This window comes from Mesorhizobium sp. W050, assembly GCF_054719535.1.
Map to the genome: position 1 here is coordinate 3,395,526 of NZ_JBTTIH010000001.1, position 23,765 is coordinate 3,419,290.

The 23,765-nt window shown below is 62.1% G+C and carries 23 protein-coding genes; 10 read left to right on the plus strand and 13 right to left on the minus strand.

What is annotated here, in order from left to right:
- The first annotated feature begins 26 nt into the window (after positions 1-26).
- Positions 27-755 carry an amino acid ABC transporter ATP-binding protein gene (locus ACYG9Y_RS16565; RefSeq protein WP_023670319.1) on the plus strand — a complete coding sequence of 243 codons (729 nt, stop codon included), beginning with the start codon at positions 27-29 and terminating at the stop codon, positions 753-755.
- A gap of 208 nt (positions 756-963) precedes the next feature.
- Here the strand turns inward: ACYG9Y_RS16565 and ACYG9Y_RS16570 are convergent, their stop codons facing one another.
- From ACYG9Y_RS16570 to ACYG9Y_RS16610, 9 genes are all read right to left on the minus strand, one after another.
- Entirely contained in the window at positions 964-2,031 is a 1,068-nt protein-coding gene (locus ACYG9Y_RS16570; RefSeq protein WP_023684786.1) for a cyclic nucleotide-gated potassium channel, read from the minus strand.
- A gap of 144 nt (positions 2,032-2,175) precedes the next feature.
- Positions 2,176-3,246, minus strand: coding sequence for an adenylate/guanylate cyclase domain-containing protein (locus tag ACYG9Y_RS16575; RefSeq protein ID WP_023684785.1), 1,071 nt, complete (start codon positions 3,244-3,246; stop codon positions 2,176-2,178).
- A gap of 3 nt (positions 3,247-3,249) precedes the next feature.
- Entirely contained in the window at positions 3,250-3,744 is a 495-nt protein-coding gene (locus ACYG9Y_RS16580) for a Rab family GTPase (protein ID WP_023670316.1), read from the minus strand.
- An 11-nt stretch (positions 3,745-3,755) separates the two neighbouring features.
- Positions 3,756-6,434 carry an OmpA family protein gene (locus tag ACYG9Y_RS16585; RefSeq protein ID WP_031253528.1) on the minus strand — a complete coding sequence of 893 codons (2,679 nt, stop codon included), beginning with the start codon at positions 6,432-6,434 and terminating at the stop codon, positions 3,756-3,758.
- Positions 6,435-6,441: 7 nt separating this feature from the next.
- Positions 6,442-7,107, minus strand: coding sequence for a coiled-coil domain-containing protein (locus tag ACYG9Y_RS16590; protein ID WP_023738665.1), 666 nt, complete (start codon positions 7,105-7,107; stop codon positions 6,442-6,444).
- 196 nt (positions 7,108-7,303) lie between these two features.
- Positions 7,304-7,705, minus strand: a complete 402-nt coding sequence (locus ACYG9Y_RS16595) for a GFA family protein (protein WP_023738664.1) — start codon at positions 7,703-7,705, stop codon at positions 7,304-7,306.
- A 20-nt stretch (positions 7,706-7,725) separates the two neighbouring features.
- Positions 7,726-8,784 (minus strand): Gfo/Idh/MocA family protein, encoded by a 1,059-nt coding sequence (locus ACYG9Y_RS16600; RefSeq protein WP_023738663.1) that lies wholly within the window; start codon positions 8,782-8,784, stop codon positions 7,726-7,728.
- 103 nt (positions 8,785-8,887) lie between these two features.
- A complete protein-coding gene (locus ACYG9Y_RS16605) occupies positions 8,888-9,673 on the minus strand; it encodes a ThuA domain-containing protein (protein ID WP_023738662.1) in 786 nt (261 codons plus the stop codon).
- Between the two features lie 187 nt (positions 9,674-9,860).
- Positions 9,861-11,423: a DUF2778 domain-containing protein gene (locus ACYG9Y_RS16610; protein WP_084014297.1), complete on the minus strand. Its 1,563-nt coding sequence runs from the start codon at positions 11,421-11,423 to the stop codon at positions 9,861-9,863.
- Positions 11,424-11,905: 482 nt separating this feature from the next.
- Between ACYG9Y_RS16610 and ACYG9Y_RS16615 the strand changes: the two genes are divergently transcribed.
- The 3 genes from ACYG9Y_RS16615 to ACYG9Y_RS16625 all read left to right on the plus strand — a co-directional run bounded on the left by ACYG9Y_RS16615 (position 11,906) and on the right by ACYG9Y_RS16625 (position 13,573).
- Positions 11,906-12,457 (plus strand): cytochrome c, encoded by a 552-nt coding sequence (locus ACYG9Y_RS16615; RefSeq protein ID WP_031198104.1) that lies wholly within the window; start codon positions 11,906-11,908, stop codon positions 12,455-12,457.
- Between the two features lie 130 nt (positions 12,458-12,587).
- On the plus strand, positions 12,588-13,010 hold the full coding sequence (locus ACYG9Y_RS16620; protein WP_023684778.1) for a hypothetical protein: 423 nt from the start codon (positions 12,588-12,590) through the stop codon (positions 13,008-13,010).
- 146 nt (positions 13,011-13,156) lie between these two features.
- Entirely contained in the window at positions 13,157-13,573 is a 417-nt protein-coding gene (locus ACYG9Y_RS16625; protein WP_081731252.1) for an FCD domain-containing protein, read from the plus strand.
- A gap of 159 nt (positions 13,574-13,732) precedes the next feature.
- Here the strand turns inward: ACYG9Y_RS16625 and ACYG9Y_RS16630 are convergent, their stop codons facing one another.
- Together ACYG9Y_RS16630 and ACYG9Y_RS16635 are read right to left on the minus strand one after the other, a co-directional pair.
- Complete coding sequence (locus ACYG9Y_RS16630; RefSeq protein WP_023695542.1) at positions 13,733-14,665, minus strand: dimethylarginine dimethylaminohydrolase family protein; 933 nt, start codon at positions 14,663-14,665, stop codon at positions 13,733-13,735.
- Positions 14,666-14,684: 19 nt separating this feature from the next.
- The gene (locus ACYG9Y_RS16635) at positions 14,685-16,286 is read right to left on the minus strand and encodes a zinc-binding metallopeptidase family protein (protein ID WP_031193513.1); all 1,602 of its coding nucleotides are present in this window, start codon (positions 16,284-16,286) and stop codon (positions 14,685-14,687) included.
- Positions 16,287-16,369: 83 nt separating this feature from the next.
- On the opposite strand from ACYG9Y_RS16635, the gene ACYG9Y_RS16640 reads away from it, so the two are divergent.
- The 6 genes from ACYG9Y_RS16640 to ACYG9Y_RS16665 all read left to right on the plus strand — a co-directional run bounded on the left by ACYG9Y_RS16640 (position 16,370) and on the right by ACYG9Y_RS16665 (position 22,042).
- Entirely contained in the window at positions 16,370-17,266 is an 897-nt protein-coding gene (locus tag ACYG9Y_RS16640) for a LysR substrate-binding domain-containing protein (RefSeq protein WP_023684774.1), read from the plus strand.
- A 103-nt stretch (positions 17,267-17,369) separates the two neighbouring features.
- A complete protein-coding gene (locus ACYG9Y_RS16645; protein ID WP_023689051.1) occupies positions 17,370-18,461 on the plus strand; it encodes an ABC transporter ATP-binding protein in 1,092 nt (363 codons plus the stop codon).
- Between the two features lie 82 nt (positions 18,462-18,543).
- Positions 18,544-19,659: an ABC transporter substrate-binding protein gene (locus ACYG9Y_RS16650; RefSeq protein ID WP_023738660.1), complete on the plus strand. Its 1,116-nt coding sequence runs from the start codon at positions 18,544-18,546 to the stop codon at positions 19,657-19,659.
- 21 nt (positions 19,660-19,680) lie between these two features.
- The gene (locus tag ACYG9Y_RS16655; RefSeq protein WP_023701874.1) at positions 19,681-20,514 is read left to right on the plus strand and encodes an ABC transporter permease; all 834 of its coding nucleotides are present in this window, start codon (positions 19,681-19,683) and stop codon (positions 20,512-20,514) included.
- Positions 20,514-21,320 (plus strand): ABC transporter permease, encoded by an 807-nt coding sequence (locus ACYG9Y_RS16660; RefSeq protein ID WP_023689053.1) that lies wholly within the window; start codon positions 20,514-20,516, stop codon positions 21,318-21,320. Before ACYG9Y_RS16655 ends, ACYG9Y_RS16660 begins: the two co-directional genes overlap by 1 nt.
- 137 nt (positions 21,321-21,457) lie before the next feature.
- On the plus strand, positions 21,458-22,042 hold the full coding sequence (locus tag ACYG9Y_RS16665) for a LysE family translocator (protein WP_280790913.1): 585 nt from the start codon (positions 21,458-21,460) through the stop codon (positions 22,040-22,042).
- 45 nt (positions 22,043-22,087) lie between these two features.
- On the opposite strand, the gene ACYG9Y_RS16670 is transcribed toward ACYG9Y_RS16665, so the two are convergent.
- The gene (locus ACYG9Y_RS16670; RefSeq protein ID WP_023684769.1) at positions 22,088-22,978 is read right to left on the minus strand and encodes an alpha/beta fold hydrolase; all 891 of its coding nucleotides are present in this window, start codon (positions 22,976-22,978) and stop codon (positions 22,088-22,090) included.
- Complete coding sequence (locus ACYG9Y_RS16675; protein ID WP_023738659.1) at positions 22,978-23,313, minus strand: antibiotic biosynthesis monooxygenase family protein; 336 nt, start codon at positions 23,311-23,313, stop codon at positions 22,978-22,980. The genes ACYG9Y_RS16670 and ACYG9Y_RS16675 overlap by 1 nt, the downstream gene beginning before the upstream one ends.
- Positions 23,314-23,765: the final 452 nt, after the last annotated feature.

Sequence of the window (23,765 nt, forward strand, 5' to 3'; positions counted from 1 at the left end):
CCAAACCAAACCTGACCGAAACGGGCATGATCGACTTTCGCGGCGTCAACAAATGGTTCGGCTCGCTCAATGTGCTGAAGGACATCACGCTCAGCGTCGAGCCGCGCGAAGTGGTCGTCGTCTGCGGCCCAAGTGGTTCGGGCAAGTCGACGCTGATCCGCTGCATCAACGGCCTGGAAGCGATCAAGGATGGCGACCTCGTCGTCGACGGCCAGCGCCTCGGCGACCCCGCCACCAACATGACGCAGTTGCGCACCGAGATCGGCTTCGTCTTCCAGTCGTTCAACCTCTACCCGCACAAGACGGCGCTGGAAAACGTCACGCTGGCACCGATCCATGTGCGCAAGATCCCCCGCGCCGAGGCCGAGCAGGCCGGGCGCGACTTGCTGGCCAAGGTCGGCCTCGCTGACAAGGTCAATGCATACCCGTCACAGTTGTCCGGCGGCCAGCAGCAGCGTGTGGCCATCGCACGCTGCCTCGGCATGCGCCCCAAGATCATGCTGTTTGACGAACCGACCTCGGCGCTCGATCCCGAGATGATTTCCGAAGTGCTCGACGTCATGGTCGCGGTGGCCGAGGAAGGCATGACCATGATGGTGGTAACGCACGAAATGGGCTTTGCCCGCAAGGTGGCGCAGCGCGTGGTGTTCATGGACGCCGGCGCCATCGTCGAAAGCGGCACGCCGGAAGCGTTTTTCTCCGACCCGAAGACCGACCGCAGCCGGGCTTTTCTAAGCAAGATTCTAAGGCATTAGAGTTTAGCCAAAGCCGGTCGTCCGAAAGGCCGCGGGGCAGGAACTGTCGACGCACAGCGCCAAAAAAACGAGCCGCCGGTAGAGTGGATCGGCTACGTTTAGGTCTCCGGCTACGCCTCTGGTCCTTCCACGTGCCGTCCAGAACCTTCGCGCGTGGTCGATAGAGCCGTACCATCCAGTTCCAGCCGGGCCACCATCGGCTGTACGGTCAAGCCACCGGCGCCGCGCCGCGCCGCTCGAGCGCGGTCCTGCGGATGATTTCCGCGATCTCCGGGCTGCTGCTGCACAGCATCTGGAAATCCGCCGCGTGCAGCGACAGGAGTGAGACCGAAGTTGCGGCAGTGACGGTCGCCATACGCGGTTCGCCGCTGATCAGCGCCATCTCGCCGAAGAAGGCGCCAGGGCCAAGCTCCACCGGGTTCGGCGTCGCGACGCTGACGCGGCCCTCCACGACGAAGAACATCCGATCGCCGGTCTCGCCGCTGCGGCAGATCACGGCGCCCGCCGGCACCGTGCGGGGTCTTAACGCGCGCACGATCTCGACCAGCGTGGCCGGGCCAAGCTTCTGAAACAACGGAACGCCGGCAATCAATTGCCAATTGCGGACGAAATCCTCGCGACGGACTTCTTGATAAAAGCCGGAGGCAAGAATGCCGGCCCAGAGCCCGAAGATGCCGATGCCACACATCATGACAGCCCCGGCAAGGACGCGGCCGGCGAAGCTTTGCGGAATGTCGTCGCCATAGCCGGTAGTGGACAGCGTGACCACCGCCCACCACATTGTCTCGGGGATGCTGCCGAACTTTTCCGGTTGGACGTCGCGCTCGATGACATAGGCCGCGAGTGCGACACCGAACAGAACCAGGCCGAAGACCGTGGTGACGCCGACCAGGTTGCGCGCTTCGTTGGCCAGAACCCTGCCAAGCAGCGGGAAGAAGGTCGAGTCGCGCAGCGGTTTCAGCAGCCAGACAGCACAGTAGAGGCTCCGGTCGGGCGTGCCGTCGAGCAGAAATGCGGCGACTGGAACCAAAACCGCGAGCACATCGATCGCGATTGCCGGCGTCCTGTCCCTGAGGTCTCCCGCCCAGCGCTTGAGCAGGGTCTCGGCCATCTGCAGAAGATAGGCGGCCCAAATGACAGCGAGCACAGCAGCCAGAGCCAGTCTGCTTCGTCCGGACATGTTCGGCATCGTGAGCGCAGCCACCGCCAGAAGCCCAGGCGCAGCGAGCACCGCATTTAGCGGTGCGTAGATTCTCAGAAAAGGCAGTACCGACATTCTATCCCACCAGCGGCCACTGTGCTCCAGAATAGAGGCCTTCCGGGCAAGCGCAAAGGGTGCTTTGCGATCGCAAGATCAGGTCACGCCAATGGCTTTCGGGCGCCGCTATCGGCTCTCCACGGTCGCACCGCAGGCGACGGATCAGCTCGGGAGCCGCCACATTCGCACGCGACCCGCACCGCGCAATTCCGTTTCATCGAGTGGGTCGCAAGCAAATTTCGGTCCAAGCAGTTGGTAAGTTGCATCGGAAATACGGATTTCATCGGGCTCCGCGGACGTTTGAATACGTGAGGCGAGATTAACGGTCTCACCCCACAGGTCATAGGCGAACCGCCTCTTGCCTATGACACCGGCGACGATCGGTCCTGAGTGAATTCCAATTCTCAGCCTTATCGGTTCTCCTGCGAAGCGTTCCCGCCTTACCGCCTTGCGCAGCTCAACTGCATAGCGCGCGAGGGCTTTTGCATGATCGGATCGCGCGGTGGGCAAGCCAGAGACCACCATCACACAATCGCCGATTGTCTTGATTTTTTCGCAGCCGTATCGTTCCGAGAGCCGGTCCGCCGCCCTGAAGAAGTAATTCAAGATAGCGAGCGTCGTCACGGCTCCGACGCTTCGCGCTCTTTCGGTAAAGCCGACGATGTCGGCAAAAAGCACACTCACCTCCGCGTGGTTGTCGGCAATTTTCTTTTGCGCTTTCAACCGCTCCGCGATGGATGCCGGAAGAATGTTGAGGAGCAGGGTTTCGGCGCGCTGGTATTCACGCGCCAATCCCTCCTGGCTCTTTCTCAGTGCCTCGTTCGTCGATTGCAATTTTTCGTTGAGTTGACGCTCCCTCTCTTGCAGGAGCGTCATTTCATAGGCCTTCTGTTGAAGCCGCTGCCTGTTGTCTCGTTCGGCAGTGGCGTCCAGAAAAAGCAGCCACACGCACGCATTGTCAGCAAAAAAATGAAGGTCGGCGACACGCCCGCCGGGCAGTTCGATCATGTCCATGCGAAACGGAAGCTCCGGGCAAGGCAGCAAACCTTCCATGAATTCAAGCTGCCCCGCAACAGGCTTGCCGATGCGAAGCGATGACAGCCCGTAATGTTCAACATTACCGCCCTTGGCAGCTATGCAAAGCTCAGCGTCGATTTTCAGATAAGCGACAGCGTGCCCGTCGAAGAAGAAATTGAAAAACCAATTTCTGACTTCTTTTGGCAATTCATGCATGGTCTATTTGGTGACCATCAAGGCAAGTTGACGAAAGGCGTCATCGACCTGCTCGCCCGAAAGCGCACTTGTTAGATAGATTTGCCATCCACGTTGCCTCAACTCGTTGATCTCACCATCCGATATCGCCCACCGATCGGCCAGATCGGACTTGTTGAACAGCAATACGAACGGCATGGCGCCGAATTCGGCCTCGACCCGTTCGCGCAGCGTGAGTGCCACGGCAAGAGTAGCGGCGCGGGTTCCATCGACGACAAGCACGAGCCCGGTTGCACCGCGAACATAGCTGACGCGGAATGAGCCGATATCGTCTTCGCCGGCCAAATCCCACAAAATCAGATCCACGGTTTTGTCCGGGAGCGCGACGCTCTTCTTGTCGATTTTCACTCCAACGGTGGTCAAGTAGGTTTCTGAGAAGATGCTCTGCACAAACCTGCGGACCAGACTCGTCTTTCCGACAGCGAAACCGCCCAGCATGCAGATCTTTTTTTGCAACATGTTGGGCTCCGCTAGTCCAGGTTTACGGTAATCGAAACCCGGCGATTGGTGGAGCTACCGGTTAGACTGTTTTCAGGTACAGCCGGCTCAAAAGTGCCCGCGCCCCGAACCAGCAGCAATTCGGGAGCGACGCCCCGCTTGTTGAGAAGCGCACGAACTGTCTCGGCGCGGGCGGCGCTGATCGACGCGTTGGCCGTCTCACGGCCCGTGGTGTCCGAATGCCCGGTCAACATGAACCGCGCCGTTACGCCGGAATTGCGGGCACTCTGGGCGAATTCCTTTATTTGATCCGCCAACCTGTCGAGAACCGGCGTCTGCTCCGGTCCCGGCACAACCTTGCCGGAAGAGAAGAAAATATCGGTCGTCTGGATGGCCTGCCTCAAATGATTAAGTTCTGCAAGGTTCAGCTCACGCAGTTGCGAGACATCCAGAACCACTCCGTCCGCCGAAAGTTGTTCAGCGGCGGCCCGCGCGCGGTTGATCCAGCCGGCAGGAGCCTCACCCACGGCCACGATGCGACCCTGGATGATCGAGAGCTGAACGGTTTTCGGCGGGGACAGCGCCGCGGTCAGCCGCTTCACCACAAACTTCGGATCAAGGCTCTGATAGAATTGCCACTGTGCATGAACGCGGGCAGGATCAACGTCCGTTCCGGAGAGCAGGGCTTGCGGGTCGGCGGCAAGCGGGTCTCTCAAGCCGGAAATGTAGAAATGTCCGCCCCTCGCGCTTTGTTGGGCGACGATGATTCCCGATTGGGCCTCAAGTCGCGACACATAATACTGCCAGTGCTCCGCCGCGCGTGCTTCGGGGCTCACGTCACGAACCTTGGAGATGTCGAATTCGGGTCCGCCTGCCGAAAGCTGCCGGGCCGCCGCGCGCGCGCGATCGATCCAGGTGTCGGGAGCCTCACCCTCGGCAACGATGCGATCATCGACGATCGAAAGTCGTACTGTATCCGGCGGATACAGTGACGCCGTCAGCCGCTTCAGCACGAACTCCGGCTCAAGGCTCTGATAGAACTGCCACTGCGCATGAACCCGGGCGGGATCGACCTCTGTTCCCGACAACAGCGACTGCGGATCGGCGCCAAGCGGGTCTCGCAGGCCGGCAATATAGAATTGGCCGTCGCTTATCTTTTGGTCTGCAACGATGATGCCCGGCTGGGTCTCCAGTCGCGACACATAGGCGTGCCAGCGCTCCGCCTCGCGCACTTGGGGACTTACGTCACGAACCCCCGAGATATCGAAGACCGGCCCGCCTGCCGAAAGCTGCTGGGCCGCCGCGCGCGCCCGGCTGATCCAGGTGTCGGGAGCCTCACCCTCGGCGACGATGCGGCCATCGACAATCGAAAGTCGCACTGAATCCGGCGGAGCCAGCGACGCCGTCAGCCGCTTCAGCACGAACTCCGGCTCAAGGCTCTGATAAAATTGCCATTGCGAATGAACCCCGGCCGGATCGACTCCCGTGCCTGACAACAGCGACTGCGGGTCGACGGCAAGCGGGTCCCTCAGGCCGGCAATATAGAACTGGCCATCGCGTACCTGCTGTTCGGCAACGATGATGCCCGGCTGGGCCTCCACTCGCGACACGTAAGCCTGCCAGCGCGACACGTAAGCCTGCCAGCGCTGCGCTGACTGCCAGGAAAGAAGGTACCAACCGCCTGCCAGACTCAAAAGCAGCAGGGCAACGGCCGCCACCAGCCACGGAAATCCGTCGTTTGATTCCTCCTGCTTCAGCTCGACGCAGGTCTGCAACTGCGCCTCTACGCTGGCCAGCTGCGAACCGTCGCCGTCAAACTGCTCTAAGGCCTGTGAGCTTTCCTCATGGATGCGAAGCAACATATCGCGAACGATTTCATGCAATTCCTCCGGCGGATTTCCCCGGATCACCGAAACCAGGGTCGCAAACGGTCCAACTTCCGACCAGAGACGAAGCTCGCCGAAACGGATTGTGTCCAGGCCGCTCTGCTCTTTCTCGTTGAATGAGTCTTTTACAAAATCCTGAATCGCACTGAGCATCGAAGAAATGAGCTGAGGATCTTCGCTCGTTGCATTGTCGGCCGTTACATGCGCTATCAAAAGGCCGGAATTCCGATGAATGAGAAACGCATGTTCCACACGGTAGACAAGGGAATGCTTCAGAACAACTGCCGAGAAGCTTGCCCCTGTTCTCCAGGCTTCAAGTCTCCACTTGAGCCCGTGCCAGGTGAATATGTGCCTTAGAGTTTCATTCAGCGACTGAAAGGTCTGGTCGATCTTTTCGCCGATCGACTTGCGAATTGCCGGCAGAAACACGGGGTACAATATGTCCGTCAGCGTGCGCGGGCTCTTCTGGATCGACCGTTGCACAGCCCGTTCGACAGCTGGCGCAAGCGCCTCGCCGAGTTGCGCGTAAGGCGCTCGTCCGGCAGCACTGGGAAGAACGTCGCCCACGGCCGCCGCAAGCTGCTCGGGTTCGTCGAGCAGATGCGTAACGCGTGAAAGCTCCGAGATTTCGCGGCTGACCAGCAACTGCCGCAGCGTTTCCATGCGCGGATCGGCGGTTGGAACCGCCTCGAACTGCGCACGGTAGTCCGGATCAACGTTCCGGGCAATTTCGATCAAAAGACGAGCCAGAGCCTCGCGATCAATCTCTGTATCGTTCGAGGCTGTTCTTTGCGGAAGGTTGAATGGGTCGACGGTGGACGTCAAGGTCCCATCAACTCACTTTCCAGCTGCGGTCCGAGTTGCTCTTGCTCCCGACGGGATCCTGATTGAGACATTTTGCAACCTCGACAAACAGGCCAGCCAAAAGATTTCGGTCGGTCTTGACGTTGCTGAGGTCGGCAAACATCTTCTCGATCAGCATCTGAACGCCTTCATTCTTCTGCTTGATTTCCTCACGCAGCAAATGATCGTTTCGATTTATCCGGTCCGAAACGTCGCGCTCGAGCGCGCTCAACTGATCCGACAACGTGCGCACCTGCTTTTCAAGAGCCTGGTTTTGCTCGCGAAGATTCCGGTCGATCTCCTTGTCGGCATCGGCTCGTGAATCTTTTTCGCTCCGCAATTGCCCTGCAAGCGAATCGATCTGCTTCTTTGCATTCGACTCGTACATTTCGAGATTGCGCTTGGCCTCGGACTCGACATCCTTGAAGCGCTGCAACACCCGTTCTTCAAGCTTGGAAAAACGGCGGTCATAGTCCTGCATCTGGTTGCCGAAGAGCAGGTCACGGATCTTGTCGACACCGACGGCGTCGCCGGCGGTTCCGTTTTCGCGGGCCTGAACTCCCATGAAGTTCAGCCCGTTTCCTTCTGTGTTACCTATCAGATTTACGTCCGCCTTCTTTTCTGAAGAAGCGAAATTCGAAGATTCCTTAGCCATCCATATACCCCCATTGAACACATGCCGTCAGGTAAGCATGTCAGCAATCGGGCCGCAAGCCGGATTCGTCTTGACTTATGCCTATTCATGGGGCAGCCGAGCGCGGTGGCTAACGGCTCGGCAATGGCAATCAGGGGCGATGCCCTCTCAAAGGCGCGGAGCGTGCGGACGGTTCCGGGTATCCAAAAAGCGGCCTTCAGTCGAACGTCGCCAGCGGCTCGGCGTTGATCTCGACCCACTCACAGCGACGGCTTTCGTGGTAAAAAGACTGGAAGGGCGGCGGGAACGACGGGTCGGCGAAGGCGCCGACGGGAATGGCGATCACACCGGGCTGCGTGTCGATGCGATAGTGGACGGCGGCGCCGCACTCCGGGCAGAAATTGTAGATGACGCGGCCGCCCTCGTCGCCGGCGCGCGTGAACTGCTTCGCCCGCCCCTCGATCGATACATCAGCTTGCGCAAACCGGACATTGTAGCTGAAGGCGCTGCCGGTGCGGCGCTTGCAGTCGAGGCAGTGGCAGACCGAGATGCGCACCGGCTCGCCCGAACAGACGGCTGAAAGCTGGCCGCAGAGACATTGCGCGCGGCGCGAGACCATTGTTTCTTCCTCCCTTCACATCACTGCGTATCGGCGCTGGCCCTCAGTTCCGTCCGCTTCTGTTCCGAAACCATGGCCAGATCCAGCACCTTCTGCAGTTCGGCGGCATGGTGGAATGAAGGCTCGGCCTGCACGCCGCTGCGAACCGCATCGACGAAGCGCTGGTAATTGGTCGGCACCGTGCCGGCGTCGAGCACCTGCCATTTGGCGTTCTCGATATCCTCGCCGACACACGCCTTCAGTTCCGAACCCTCGAGATTGTGCACGACTTCGATGCCGCCCTTGTCGCCATAGATGCGCAGGCGCAATTCGTTGATGTGGCCGGTCGCCCAGCGGCTGGCGTGAACGACGCCAAAGGCGCCGTTGGAGAAATCCAGCGTCATGGCGAAGCTGTCATTGGCGTCGAGGTCGTATTCGCCGATGCGGTTGCCTGGCGCCTTGTCGAAGGTGCGCAGCCGGCAAAACACGTGGTCGATGTCGAGTGCGGCGCCATAGCTGGCGAAATCGAGGATGTGGATGCCGACATCGCCGAGCACGCCGTTGGAGCCGTGGTCACGCGACAGCCGCCACAGCCATTTCGGGTCGGTGCGCCAGTCGCCCCAGAATTTCGACACCAGCCAGCTCTGCAAATAGGAGGACTCGACGTGGCGGACGGTGCCGATCTCGCCGGCCAGCACCATCTGTCGCGCTTTCTGCAAGGCAGCGACATTGCGATAGGTGAGGTTGACCATGTTGACGATGCCGGCTGCCTCAGCCGCGTTGGCCATCTCGCTTGCCTTGCCGAAGTCTTCGGCCAGCGGCTTTTCGCACAGCACCGGCTTGCCGGCCGCGATCAACGCCATGGTGGTCGGGTGGTGAATGCGGTCCGGCGTGACGTTGGCGACCGCATCGAACTCGCCCCACGCCAGCGCGTCTTCCAGCGATGTGAATCGCTTCGATATCTTGAACCCGTCGGCGAATTCGCCCACGCGCTTTTCATCGACGTCGACAGCACCGACGATCTCGACGCCGTCGACGCCGCCGAAACGGCGGGCATGCTCCTGCGCCATCCAGCCGGTACCCAGTATCAAAAGCCGCATTCTCTGCACTCCGAGCGAATTGGTTCGATTCAATCATATGGCGCAGATACGGTCTAGGAAACCCATGCGGAAAGCCGCTACGCCTTTTTTCCTGGACTTTGCTTTAGCGGTAGCCGGCCTCGCCCGAAACGTGCAGCTTGCCGCCGCGCTCGACGATCGGCTCCAGCGCCTTTTCGACCGGCACGTTCGGCGCCTCAAGGATCGCCGACTTGGTGCCCTGCGGATTGTGCGCCCACTTAACCGCATTGCGCAGCACCTTGTGCACATTGGCGTCGTGATAGGTCGGATAGGTCTCGTGGCCCGGGCGGAAGTAGAAGACATTGCCGGCGCCGCGGCGATAGGTCAGTCCAGAACGGAACACCTCGCCGCCCTGGAACCAGGAGATGAAGACGGTCTCCAGCGGTTCGGGCACGGCGAACTGCTCGCCATACATTTCTTCATTCTCGAGCTCGAAATATTCGCCGACGCCTTCGGCGATCGGATGGCTGGGACTGGTCGCCCAGAGCCGCTCGCGCTCACCCGCCTCGCGCCATTTCAGCGTGCAGGGCGTGCCCATCAGCCGCTTGAAGATTTTCGAGAAATGGCCGGAATGGAGAACGATCAGCCCCATGCCTTCAAAGACCCGGCGGGCGACGCGCTCGACGATCTCGTCGGCGACGGCGCCATGGTCCTTATGGCCCCACCAGACCAGCACGTCGGTCTCGGCCAAGCGCGCCTCGGGCAGGCCATGCTCGGGCTGTTCGAGCGTGGCGGTCGAGGCGGAGATCGCCTCGTCGGCATTCAGCGCCTTGGCGATGGTCGTGTGCATGCCCTCGGGATAGAGGGCTGCGACCACCTCATTGGTCCGCTCATGGATGTTCTCGCCCCAAACGACAGCGCGTATTGTCATGATGTCCTCGTGGTGAAGCCGACCCGCAGGGGTCAGTCATAATCTGCCTGGGGGTCAAAAGGGAATAGGCAGTGGGGAATAGGCAATAGGGGCAGAAAAACAAGGAACAGGCGATGGACGCTCCTGGGCCCTACTGCCTACTGCCTACTGCCTACTGCCTACTGCCTACTGCCTACTGCCTACTGCCTTACGCTCCCCGGCCTTCCTGAGCGACCCGCGTCAGCGGCTTGGTCAGGCGCGGCACGACGACGAGGCGCTTGATCTTGCCTTTCTTGTAGGCGGCAAGGAAGCGGGCGTAGTCCTTGAAGACGACGCAGCCATTGGACTCCGCACGGCCGCCGCGCAGCATGTAGGTGTGGGCGAGCAGGCCGTCGCGACCGTACTTGTTGCCGCCGCTGACGGGAGTGAGACGGAGCGCCTCGACGCCATGGAAGCGGGATTCGCGCAGCCGCAGATCATAGGTGTTGGGCGGCGTCGGGCCGACATTCTTCTTGTGCACGAAGCGCGGCTGGTCGACCATCGAACCCAGCCCCGAATGGGCCTCCAGCCGCGAGCCGTCCGGCATATAGACGGTCTTGGCCGAGATATCGTACACGGCGACGCCGCCGCCCATTCCGGGCGTGGCGAACAGATCCTTGAAGGCGCGACCGACACCGCCCGCCGGGACGTCCGGCTTGGCATAGGCCAGCATCTCGCCGGCCTCTGTCTTCGACCGTTTGCCAGGCTTGATCCGGCTTGATTGGATGCTCTGGCTTTCTGGCACGCCAGGCAGTGCGGCAACCTCCGAAGTACTGCGTGGCGAGCGCGGCGACGAATTGCCCGGCGACTGGGGTGCGGGGCTCTCGGCCGTCCTGTCGGTCTGTGGCTTGACTGCCCTGGGTTTGCTGGCTTGCCGAGCCTCGGCAGGCTGAGCGGTTTCGGCGCGTGGACGCCAACCCGGCAACGCAATGTTGTCGGGCAGATCGTCCTGCGGCGGCAGCGAAGCGACCTGAACCTCGGCCTGCTCAGTATCCTGCCCTCCGGCGATTGCTTCAACGGCCGGCGGCGGGGCCAGCATGTCAGCGTCTTCCGGCAAGCTGTTGGCCAGCGCCAGCGCCAGGCGCGACGAGCGTTCGATCTCAGCCACTTCCGGCCCAAAGCGTTCCGAGGCGGGGCCATGCTGATCGGGCAGCCGGACTTCGGCGAAACGGGCAGCGACCGGAAGGCTGGCAAGCATGAAGGGCGCATTCGAGGCCTTGGCGAAGGCGGCAGCCAGCTTTTGCGGCGACAGCTCTGCCTTGGCCACCACGCCGTCGAAGCGCATGCCGCGCGAAGTGGCGAGAGCGACGCTGGTGTTTGGCGCAATGTTTGAGGCGACACTGCTCGGGGCCACAGCGTGCGCGGCCGGCTTCAGCCGCGCCATCTTGCCGTCATGCGCGAAGTTCGCGGCGGCATGCGCGCAGCCGGCGTCGCAATGGCTGAGCAGCGAGGCCTGTGATTTTTGCGCCGAAAGCCGCGGCGCCCACGAATTGGCGAGGCTGCGGCGCGAATCGGCAAGTGCTGCGTTCGGCAGAAGCAGACTGTGCGGAAGGCTGTTGGAGGCTGCGGTGAGCGAGGTACCGAGCGAATAGAGGCCGGCCATGGTTGCCACCGACCACAGCGCCAAGGCCGCGCCGACAACCGGCACTACCACCCAGCGCTGGCCGGATCTCTTCGAAGTCAAACCCCGTTCAGGAGTGTCGCCCCGGTCTTTCAAACGCAAAAACGCCATACAACCACTCTCAATCGGCATGCAGGCTTGCGACCCTCGCATCCGTGACATCCACAGTTCGCTGGTGCCCCCTGCACCTTTCGCGTCTGTTGCCGATTGAATCAAAAGATGGACAAAGTTGGTTAACCAATCCCTCCATCAGCCACCGATTATGCGGCGCCTGATACGAAAAAAAGAGCACTCCATGGTCTGCGCCACGGTATAATGCTCTCCCTCACCCCCGCCTTGCTGCCCGTTTTTGCGATCCAAGTCAAGGAAACGCTGCGTCAGCTTGCTGCAAGCCTGTGCTGATTGCCCGCTGATCGGCCTTCTCAATCAGTTGACCTTCCGGTGGCTGGAAGGTCTATCCGCTCAGAGACGGAGACTTCCGGCGACGGAAATTTACCGATGAGAACCGGCATCACGACCGAAGAATCCGACTGCAGGTCGAACCCCTGCTGCGGCTGGCTGATCACAGATGGATGGGGCAAGGACATGGCGCCGTGAGATGGACTGTGAAAGCGGCGCTGCTGTGGCTGGTCTGTGCCCTTACGATGGCCGCCTCCGTCGGCGGCGGACCGATGGTCGCGGCCCGCCAGGCGTCGATGAAGGAGATGGCGGCGGCTGCGAAAACCATTGCCGGCATGTTCGACCGCAGGCAAGCCTATGACGCCGCAGCCTTCAAGGCGGCAGCGGACACGCTGCGCGCTCGCACCGGCCCTGCCCTGATTGCCGAATTTCCGAGCGGCTCGCTTGGACCGCCTTCGCAGGCCAGGCTGGAGATCGATCAGTCACGGGCGGAATTCGAGGCGCTGGCAAATCATATCGGGGCGCTGGCGCGCGCGCTGGCCGCCAAGGCCCAAAGCGCGCCGGCCGTCATCACTGATGACATGCGCATGGGCACCGGCACGGCAATGGGCGGCGGCAGCCTGCTCGGCAAGCGGCCGAGCACCGTGGAAGTCGATCCTACCAAAGTGCCGGCGGAGCATCTCCTGCACCTGATCCTGCAGGATTGCTCGAGCTGTCATTCGAAGTTCCGGCGGAAGCTACAGTGAAATAGACTTACCCGCCGGAGCGATACCCTTTGCTGGCCTGCGCCCCAGCCGCTTGCATACAAGTAAATTCGCTCGTGCTAATATATCGAAGTCATGCATATCCATGCATGACGAGCATCGGGAGGATGCAATGAAAACCATGAATCGCAGGTCTGCAATTGCCCTCGGTCTGACGACCGCCGCGGTAGCGCCTTTGTTCACCTTGGCGGCATCGGCAAAAATCAAGAAATACGGCCCGAAAGAGGGCAAGGAGATTGCGCCCGGTGTCAGGGTGGTGGAGGTCGGCACCGGCAATGCAGACATTCCCGCCTACAAGAGCATCGCAATTATCGACGTTGTGTTTCAGCCCGGAGCACATGCTCCTCAAACCGTGATGGACAACGACATGGTGTGCACCATTACCTCAGGTGCATTCACGATCAAGAAAGCGGACAAGGAATTCAAGCTCAAGACGGGTGATATGTACACCTGCTCCAAGGGCAAGACCGATGAAGCGACGAATACAAGCAAGGAGGTCGGCGTGCATCGCATCGCCGTATTGATACCCGCATAGCAGATGGAACTCCGGCCGGACCACGCCGTCGCGAGTCCGGCCGGCCAGACGAGGCGATCTCGTTCCGTCGTCAGCGCGGCCATCTCACGCCAGCCACTCCCTGATCGCCGGGCGGGCGGGAACGGCGCGCATGTGGTCTTCGCGCTATGGCTTTGTTTGGGCATGATCTTTTGGGGAAGCTGGCTTGGTTTCAAAATCAACGGCTAGGTCGAATGGCTGATCAATCAGCGCATCCACGTGGCCAATACGGAGATCGAAACCGCACGAGTTTTGCCGGCCACCAGGCGGTGTTCGAGGCGATCGAGCGCCGCGACCCGGAAGCGGCCGGCCAAGCGATGCGGGCGCATCTGGAAAACGCCCGGAGCAAGTTCAATTCAGGTTCGGGCAGATTGGACTGGCCGGCAGACGCGGCAGCGCTCTGGCGCAAAGCAAAAAGCCCGCCGTTCAAAGCCGGCGGGCTCCCTTCAATCATACAGCGCGATCCGGTCGCCGATAACCAGGACGACCGAATTTCGGCCTTCAGCGGCTGGTTGCGCTCAGGGGGCGGGCTTCGACGGGTTTGAAGCGACCAGCGATCCGAGTTTGCCGGCTTTGGCCAGACTCGGCTTTTCGTAAGTTTTCTTCACAGAATCCCTCCTCTAATGGCATCAATTTCCTCTGCCAGGCCTGTTTTGTCAAATCTGGCAGCAGTCCGTCACAGGTCCCGGCGGCAATTCGTGCCGTTACGCCGGCTCGCGCTTCAGCGCCTGCGCCATGCAGTGAATGCCGCCGCCGGTCTTGGAAATCTCGCTCATGTCGACGGCAGCAACCTCGAAGCCGCGCGCTTTGAGTTGGCCGATCAGCGACTGGCTCGACGTCGGCGCGATCACCCTGTCCTTGCCGAGCGACATGAAGTTGCAGCCGAGCGCCATCGTGTCCTGGAAGGGCACGTCGATGATCTCGTGGCCCTTGCCCTTCAGCCAGTCGACGATGCCGGGCTCGGTGCAGGCGAGGCACACCGCGGTGAGCTTCTCGGCGACCGGCACCACCATCAGGTCGATATGGACGTAATATTCGTCGATGAAGGCGAGGCGCGTTTCCCAGCCTTCCTTTTCGAACCAGTCCTGCACCTGGCGGGCGCCCTCTTCCTGCGTGCGGGCGCCGCCGCAGCCGATCAGCACCACGCCCTCCTCGATGACGTTGAAGTCGCCGCCTTCGAAGGTGCCAGCCGTGACCATGTCGTAGATGGGTATGCCGAGCTTTTCATAGGTGCGGATGGCGGCATAGTTCTCGCCGCGCCGCCACCAATTGGCCATGGCGGTGATGAAGGCGCCGTAGGGCGTCATGACGCTGGAGTCTCTGGAATAGACCTGCATCGGCAGTTCCGGCGTCGGCTCGTGCCAGTGGATGTTGACGCCGAAATGCTCATAGGCGGCGACGAGGTCCTTGTGCTGCGCCTGGGCGATCTGAACGTTGCAGGGCGCTTCGCGCAAATGCTTGCGCGAGAGCGAGCTGGTCGAGAGGTGGCGCAGGAAGTTTGGCGAGCCGAGCAACACGTCTGTCAGCACGTCGGTCTCGTTGGCAAAGCCCCATGATGTCAGCGGCTTGGTGCCGCCGGCGGGATTGCGGCGCTGCAGCGAGAACGGTTCGGCGATGATGCGATCATGGACGGTCATAAGGTTCTCCTCGATTTGACTATGCAGCTTGATTGGATTGGCTGCTCGGAATCCACCAATCGCGTCCGCGCGCGGTGGTGACATATTCCGGCCAGCGGAAATTGATCGGCGGGTCATAGTCGCAAAGCGGCGCGATCCAGTTGGAGCCACCAATGCCGCCGCCGGTGCGGGTGACGAATTCGTCCATGGCTGCATCACGCGCGGACTTGTCCTCGAGCAGGCGGAGGGCTGCAAGCGCAACCGTCTTGGCGGCGCAAATGACCATCGGGTCAATGGTGGCCGAGATACCGCCCAGCGCGTTCATCGCCCAGGATGGATAGGCATGGCCATTCGCCGAGCGCAGCGCCGGGCGAGCGACATAGAAGCGTGCGGTCGGCGTGTGCCACGACATGTCGGTGTAGTCGTCGGAGGTCGAGTTGATCTGCGACGGAGGCAAATCGCGGCGCAGGATTGCCTCGGCCTCTTGCGGCGCAACCAGCCGCTCCATCTCGTCGATGAAAGGGTTGTCGGTCGCGGTGCCGCCGGCATTGACCTGGACCTCGCGACCGATCGCTTTCGCCGCCTCGTCCCAGCTCGGAGCGCCAACGGTGGACAGCGCCTCATAGGCAATCCCCGCCATGGCGTGATTGGCGAGGCCCGGCCTCGACTTCGACACCCAATGGCGCTCATAGCGACAACCGCTGATCGCCGCGGCCGCGGCCGCATTACGGTCGAGCACCGCGGTGACCTGCTCTGCCATGGCAATGGTCGGCACGCGGATCATGTACTGGATCTCGGCCAGCCCCGCCGGCAGATTGTCGGCGGTCGCCTGCCCGGCGGTGAGGATCGCCTCGCTGATCGACCAGCCGCCCTGGTGAGGCAGCATGGAATCGCGCAGCGCCTTGGAGGTCATGTACATCGTCATCAGTGCGTCGTTGGCGCCGGGCGCCCGCACCGCCGAATGCGCCTGCGGGATCGGCGCGCCATCGCTTGCGCGAACCCAGTTTTCGGGTTCGTCGCAGACAAAACGGTAGATCATCGCATAGGCGGCGCCGCAATGCGTGTCCCAGCGCGCCGTGTTGCAGAGCGGCAGCATATAGAAGGGGTGGAAGGAGATCATGCCGGCAAGGCCGTCATAGTAGCCCTTGGCCGCATGGATCGGCTTCGAGCCCCTGACCTTCTCGGCCGGCTCGCCGGTGAAGCGCAACGTCCCCTCGATGCCGTGGCGTTGCATTGCAGCCTTGGTGGCGAGAAGTCCGCCGAGGCCGGCAATGCCAAGCCCGGAATGCGGATCGGTGTGGCCGCCGGCCTCGCTGCCGAGGCCCGGCCGCGATCGCTTCACCGTTGCCGCGTCCTGGCAGTTGCCAGGCACGGCGTCGTATTCGCCGTACATGCCGATGGTCGGCCCCGGGCCATTCGTCCAGTGGGCGCAAAAGGCGGTCGGCATGCCGGCCGACCCTTCCTCGACCGAAAAGCCCTCATGCTTCAGCCGCGCGACATACCAGGCCGCCGACTGGTATTCGCGCCAGGCTGTTTCGCCGAAATCGAAAATGGTGCGCGTCCACGCCGACAGCGACGGCTGGATGCTATCGAGACAGGCAAGCGCGGTGGCTTGCGCCGAGGTCGTCACCGGTTTCTCCATGCGGCCCAAGAAAGCAGTGAAGCGGCATTGCAAAAAGTGATATGTTTTTCCGGTTCATGCAAATTCGGTTCACCTGAGGCCTCTTGCGAATACCTTCCACACAGGCGCTGCGCGCCCTCGACAGTTTTGCCCGTCACGGCAGTGTCTGGCGCGCAGCCGATGAACTGCATTTGACCCGCAGCGCCGTCAGCCATCAGTTGCGGCTGCTCGAACGCGACCTCGGCTTCGACCTGCTGGAGCGCATCGGCAAGGGCGTGGCGCTGACACCGCGCGGCCAGCGCTATGCCGCCGATGTGAGAAAGGCGCTGACGGTGCTCGGCGATGCGGTGACGCGCCAGGCCGGCACGGGCGTCGGCGGTTCGTTCGCCGTTTCCTGCACGCCGGGCTTCGCCTCTCTGTTCCTGTGCACGCACATCGGCGAGTTCCGGCAGATGTATCCGGACGTGGCGCTGTCGATCCTGACGCCCAGACGGCTGGACGATGTCAGCAATCCGGACGCCGATGCCTTCATTGCCTTCGGCGTCGGCAACTGGCCGAACCGCTCGGTGGAGTTGCTGTGCGAAATCTCGTTCACGCCACTTTGCAGCCCGACACTGCTCAACAAGGTCGGCGGCTTTTCAAAACCGGCCGACGTGCTGCGCGCCAATCTCCTGCATCTCGGCGACACCGAGGACTGGGCGCGCTGGCTGGCGCTGTCCAAGGTGGAAAACCCCGACACCGAAGGCGGCATCTTCTTCTCGGACATGAACCTCGTTTTTTCCGCGGCGATCGCCGGCCAGGGCATCGCCATGGGCGACGAGTTGACCAGCCGCCGGGCGCTGAGCGAAGGCCGTCTGGTGCGCCCCTTCGATATCGCGATCCCCTCGCCGCGCTCGTATTTCCTGGTGTCGGAACATGCCAAGGCCAGCCACCCGGTGCTGGAAGCATTCAATGGGTGGTTGAGGTCGAAGCTGTCGGAGAACCGGATCAGCCCGTACTAGCCTCCCATCCGTGAATCAAATTTGCCGATCAGGCGAAAACTATTCGGTTGCGGTGAGCCGGGGCCCTGCCCTACGCTCAAGCCACGACCAAGGAAGAGGCAGGATGCAGCAACCCGGCCGGGCCGCAGAGATCAAGGCAATCGGGATCGGCAAGAGCTTCGGCTCGTTCCGGGCGCTGGACGACCTGACGCTCAATATCGGCCGCGGCGAGTTTTTGACGCTGCTCGGTCCCTCCGGCTCGGGCAAGACCACATTCCTGATGATCCTCGCCGGCTTCGTGCAACCGACCGCCGGCAAGCTTTTCAGCGACGGCATCGACATCACCGAGCGGCCGGCCGAACAGCGTGCCGCCGGCATGGTCTTCCAGGGCTATGCGCTGTTCCCGCACATGTCGGTCGAGGCCAACATCGCCTTCCCGCTCAAGGTACGCAAGAAATCGGCTTCCGAGATCAAGCGCCGCGTTGCCGAGATGATCGAGCGCGTCGGCCTCAAGGGCCATGAGACGAAACTGCCGGCGCAGCTTTCCGGCGGCCAGCAGCAGCGCGTGGCGTTGGCCCGCGCTTTGGTGTTCGAACCCGGCGTGCTGCTCCTCGACGAGCCGTTCTCGGCGCTCGACAAGAGCCTGCGCGGCCAGATGCAGGCCGAGATGAAGCGGCTGCATCAGGAGACCGGCACCACCTTCGTCTTCGTCACCCACGACCAGAGCGAGGCGCTGGCGCTGTCGTCGCGCGTCGCCATCTTCAACCACGGAAAATTGCTGCAGGTCGGAGCGCCGGACGAGGTCTACGACCGGCCGGACAACCGCTTCGTCGCCGAGTTCCTTGGCGAGATCAACATGCTGCCGTTGAAGGGGGTCAAGCCCGCCGACAATGGCTCGACGGGCCTCTGCGAGGACCGCGCGGTCAACATGCTCTGCAAGGCCGAGAAAGTCCGTGGCGATGCCATATTGGCGATCCGGCCCGAACATATGTCGATCACGCGCGAAGCCGCCGCCGGCGAGAACGGCATTGCCGCCACCGCCATCGGCTCGACCTATCTGGGTGCGGCGACCAAACTCGATCTGACGACACGCCAGGGCGCCAAGGTGACCGTCTCGGTGCCGAACGAGGTCGCGGCGGCTGCACTCAGCAAAGGCAATTCCGTCTGGCTGACATGGCCGGCGGAAAAGGGTTTCCTCCTTCCGGACGGAGGATGACGACGAGAACGGCGAAGTCTTCCAGCAAAGAATCTGGAGCGCGCCATAACCACCGGAACCAAAACGAAAAAGGGGAACTAAAATGACAGACCAAAGCAAAAAACAAGCCATGGACGGGCTGACCGCCCGGGCTGTGCGCGGCGAGATTTCGCGCCGGCAATTCACCCAGCTTGCAGCCCTCGTGCTGGCCGGCACACCGATGCTGCTGCGCTCGACCGGTGCCTTTGCGCAGGCCAAGGAGCTGGTGCTGGTCAACTGGGGTGGCGATGCCCTTACCGCTTATGACGCCGCCTACGGCCAGGCCTTCACCAAGGAAACCGGCATCACCGTCAAGATGGACGGTTCGGGCCCGACCGAAGGCGCGATTGCCGCACAGTTCAAGAGCGGCGCGCCGACCTGGGACCTTGTCGACGTCGACCCGTTCTCGGCCATCACGCTCGGCGCGCAGGGTGCGCTCGAGCCGATCGACTACGCCATCGTCGACAAGAAGAAGATGCGCGAGGGGTTCGGCTGGGAATACGCGGCGTCGACCTATTTCTTCTCCTATGTCATCGCCTATGATTCCGAGAAATACGGCAAGGACGCGCCGACCGGCATGGCCGACTTCTTCGACGTGAAGAAGTTTCCGGGCAAGCGCTCGCTCTACAAATGGGGCGTGTCGAGTTGGGAAGCAGCGCTGCTTGCAGACGGCATCGCGCCGGCCTCGCTCTACCCGCTCGACCTGAAGCGAGCGCATGACAAGATCGCCGCTTTCAAGGAAAACGTCGTGGCTTACTGGGGCGGCGGCGCCGAGAGCCAGAGCGTGCTGCTCAACGGCGAAGCCTCGATGGCGATCGTGTGGTCGACCCGCGCCTCGCTGATCGAGCAGGACTCGGGCGGCAAGATCAAGTTCATCTGGGATCAGGGCCTGATTTCGCCCGGCGCGCTGGCCGTGCTCAAGGGCAACCCCGGCGGCAAGGACGCAGCGATGAAGTTCATCGCCAGCGCCCAGGATCCGCAAAAGCAGCTGGTGATGTTCGACAAGCTCGGACAGGGTCCGGCCAATCCGGCCGCCGATGCGCTGATCCCCGCCGACAAGAAGCGCATCAACCCGGTCGATCCCGAAAACATGAAGAAGCAGATCGCGCTCGACATGGACTGGTACGCCAAGAATTACGGGGCAGCACTCGACGAATACACCAAGATCATCTCGGCCTGACCAGGCCGGGCACGAGCTTCGATGAGAGGCACCCTCTCCGACAGGATGGGCGCGGCGGTGCTGATGGCGCCGCTGCTCCTGTTCCTTGTGCTGGCCTACGCCTGGCCGTTCCTCGGCGTCGTCAAGTGGAGCGTCACCTTGCCGACACCGGGGCTCGGCCAGTATGGCGCGCTCGCCACCGATGCCCTGGTGCAGTCTGTGTTCATCCGCACGCTGCGCATCGCGCTGATCGTCACCGTGGTTTCCGTGGCGGCGGCATACGCCATCACCATGGTGTGGGTGCGCGGCAGCCCGGCACAGCGCATAATCGCTGAATTCTGCATTCTCGTCCCCTTCTGGATCTCGGTGCTGACCCGCGCCTTCGGCTGGGTGGCGCTTTTATCCAACCGCGGCCTGATCAACACCTGGCTGCAATCGATCGACTTCATCTCCGAGCCGCTGGCGCTGGTGCGCAACGAGTTCGGCGTCATCGTCGGCATGACGCATTTCCTCATTCCCTTCGCGGTGTTCCCGCTGGCCTCCGCCATGCGCAGCCTCGACGAGCGCGTGCTGCTCGCGGCGCGCGGGCTCGGCTCCAGCCGTATGCGCACCTTCTGGACCGTGTTCGTGCCGATGACGCGCTCCGGCATCATCGGTTCGGCGATGATCGTGTTCGTCTTCTCGCTCGGCTTCTTCGTCACGCCGGCGATCCTCGGCGGCGGCCGCAGCGTGATGATCGCCGAGCTGATCTATCTGCGCATCTTCCAGAGTCCCGATTGGGGACTGGGCGCGGCGATCAGCGTCGTGCTGGTGCTGTTCGTCGGCGCGCTCATGGCGCTGCTGTTCCGCTATGTCAGACCGAAGCAACTGATCTGATGCCGACCTATCGCCCCGGTCCCGTCTCGCTGATCCTCGCCGTGCTGGTGGCACTGTTCCTGCTGCTGCCGCTGCTGGCGGTCATCCCGGTGTCGCTGACGCCAAGCCGCATGCTGGCTATGCCGACGGGCGAACTGTCGCTGCGCCACTACCGCGCGCTGATCGAGGATCCGCGCTGGCTCGACGCCATCCTACTGTCGATCCGCATCGGCATCGTCAGCAGCGTCATCTCCACCGTGCTGGCGCTGTGCTTCAGCCTTGGCGTCTGGATGTTCCAGCCGCGCTTCACGGCCACCCTTGTCGGCTTCGTGCTGTTGCCGATGGTGGTGCCGCCGGTGGTCTCGGCGATCACGCTCTACTTCCTGCTGACGTCGATCTCGGGCATGAGCTCGTTCTTTGGCTATGACACATGGCTCGGCGTCGCCATGGCGCATTCGGTGATGACGGTGCCTTTCGCCACGGTGCTGATCCTGGTCTCGCTCAGCCAGCTCGACCGCCGCATCGACCTTGCCGCGCGCGGCCTTGGCGCCGGCGTGTGGGAACGCGCGACGCGCATCATCATGCCCAACATCAAGTTCGGCATCGTCACCGCTGCACTTCTCTCCTTCGTGCTGTCTTGGGAAGAGATCGGCGTGACCCTGTTCATCACCTCGGTCAACGCCATCACGCTGCCGCGGCTGATGTGGATGGGCCTGCGCGACAACATCGACCCGGCGATCGCAGCCCTTTCGGTGATCCTGATCATCATCACCGTGCTGGTCCTGGCGGTGAGGACTGTGGTGGTGAAGATGCGCGGCGGGCACTGAGCCAAGGTGGCCAACAACAATCGGCGATAGCCAAGCCGCTGTGTGAAGGGCGTTACGGACGGTGAGCGCCGGGTGCATTACGCGGCGTCATGGGAAACCTGCCGCTGGTGACATTTGCCTTCGTGTCGGTGCTCGGAATGGCGGTTCCGGGACCGGACGTCGTGCTCGCCATCACCAACGGCTCCCGCTACGGTTTTCGACGCGCGTTTCTCGGCATGGCCGGCGTCGTACTGTCTGATTTCGTTCTTATCAGCATCGTCGCGCTGGGCTTCGGCGCTCTTCTGCTGGCTTCGGAATTCTATCTCTCGGCTCTCAGGATGTTCGGCGCGGGCTATCTGCTTTTCGTCGCCATCGGTACCCTGCGCACCGCGTCCCGACCTTCGTTCAACCCTAACGTTCCCGAAACACGGCATTCAGCCAAGGCACTCATTGGGCGCTGCTTCCTGGTGGCGGTCACAAATCCGGCGGCCTGGCTGCTTTTCCCCGCGATCCTGCCGCATTTTGTCCGCGTGGATGAGCCGATCGCGATCCAGTATGGCATCCTGGCCATTATCGCCGCGCTTGCCGATGTGTTTGTGCTGACGTTTTACGCAGCCCTTGGCGCGCGGGCTGCAAGGCTTCTGGCTGGGCCAAACGCCGTGTGGATCGACCGGTTGTACGGTATCGCCCTGCTTGGTCTTTCGAGCACTTTGATCCTGCAATCCCTCGGGCATCTGAGATAGTCGACACAGGACTACACAGGGCCGGATTTAGCAATCGGCCCGTAGTCAGCTTGCGAAGAATCTCGACAGCCTTGCAGCCGTGTCTTCGGGGTGCTCTTCCGGGAAGAAATGCCCACCCTTGACCGAGCCGCCTCCGACGTTATCAGCCCATTGCCGCCAGATCGCCAACGGGCCGCCCTCCTCCGCATACCAGTTCTCCAACCCGCCCTCGCCGCTCCAGAGCGCAAGCAGCGGGCATCTGATGCGACAGCCATCAGCCTGGTCCTGCGCGTCGTGCTCGCGGTCGATGCCTGCGGCGGCGCGATATTCCTCGCAGATGGCGTGGGCATGGGCGGGATCACGCAGCGCCTCGATATAGGCGGCCCTGACCTCAGCGGGAAAAGCATCTGGAGCCGAGCCCCAGCCGGCGATCGCATTGTCGACAACTGCGTCGGGTGCTGCGGACAACAGGCGCTCAGGCAGCGGTTCCGGCTGGGCGAGCAGGCTCCACGGCCAGAAGGCCAGCGCCAACCTGGCATCGGCCCGATCCCAGGCGGAGGCCGTGGGGACGATGTCGAGAACGGCGACTTTCGACACGGTTTCGGGATGGTCGAGCGCCAGCCGGTAGGCGACGCGACCGCCACGGTCGTGGCCGGCAACCATGAAACGGTCGAAACCGAGAACGTCCATAACCTGCACCATGTCGCGCGCCATCGCTCGTTTGGAATAGGCGGCATGATTGGCTCCGGAAGCCGGACAGCCGCTTTGTCCGTAGCCTCTCAGATCGGCGGCGACCACGCTGAAATGCGGCGCCAGGGCCACGGCGATGTCCCGCCACATCACATGCGTTTCGGGAAAGCCATGCAGGAGCAGCAACGGCGGCCCTGAGCCACCGGCCCTGACGAAGATCGATGTCTCCTCCATTTGAACGGTCCTGGCGTCAAAGCCCGCAAACATCAGCTGCCGCCAACCAGTCCGTGGCTGGAACGGATTCGCAGCACCTGGACACCCTTCGGCAATTCGATCAGGAACTCCTTGTCGCGGTCGAGATGGTGGATGCTTTGCGGATCGCCGCCGGTAAAGGCGGCCATCGCCTCGACGCTCTCCCAATAGGAGATGGTGATGAATTCCGAATGCGTCGGCGTGTCCTCGCGAAAAGTCTGCACGCCAAGCGCTTTCTCGATCAGCGGCTTGATACCAGCCTCGTAATTGTAGCGCTCATAGGCGTCGGCCCTGCCGGGCGAGGTCCTGCCGCGCCAGATGCGCGCAATGGTCGGGGTTTTCGGTGCCATCGCCTATAACACCCGAAGGCGCGCCGCGTTCCGACTATCCTGACTGGCCGCACAACTGGCTGATAGTCGACGTATGGCAAAGGTTCCGTACAGTAACTTGCACTGGACACGCGGCTATCCTGTCAAGTCCAAACGTGCTCTCTTGTGCTCAACTTGGGAGGGCACAATGAAACTACGTCTAGCTTTCGCTGTATTCACCGCAGGAATTTTCTTCGCATTGTCGGCTGCCTCGGCCGGACAAGGGGAACAGCAAAACATCAACTTCCTGGCTCGGATGTCCGATGCAAGGTTAAATTCGGCCGCCAGAATGGCCGGTGACCTCGTTGGCGTAAGGCAAAGATGTCCGGCGTTGAGGCCAACGGAAGACGGAAAAGCAATTTTCGCCGTCCCGGTCCTTTTGTATGATGGGCGGGACAAACACCTGACCCCAGACCCCCGAAAGTTCAACATGG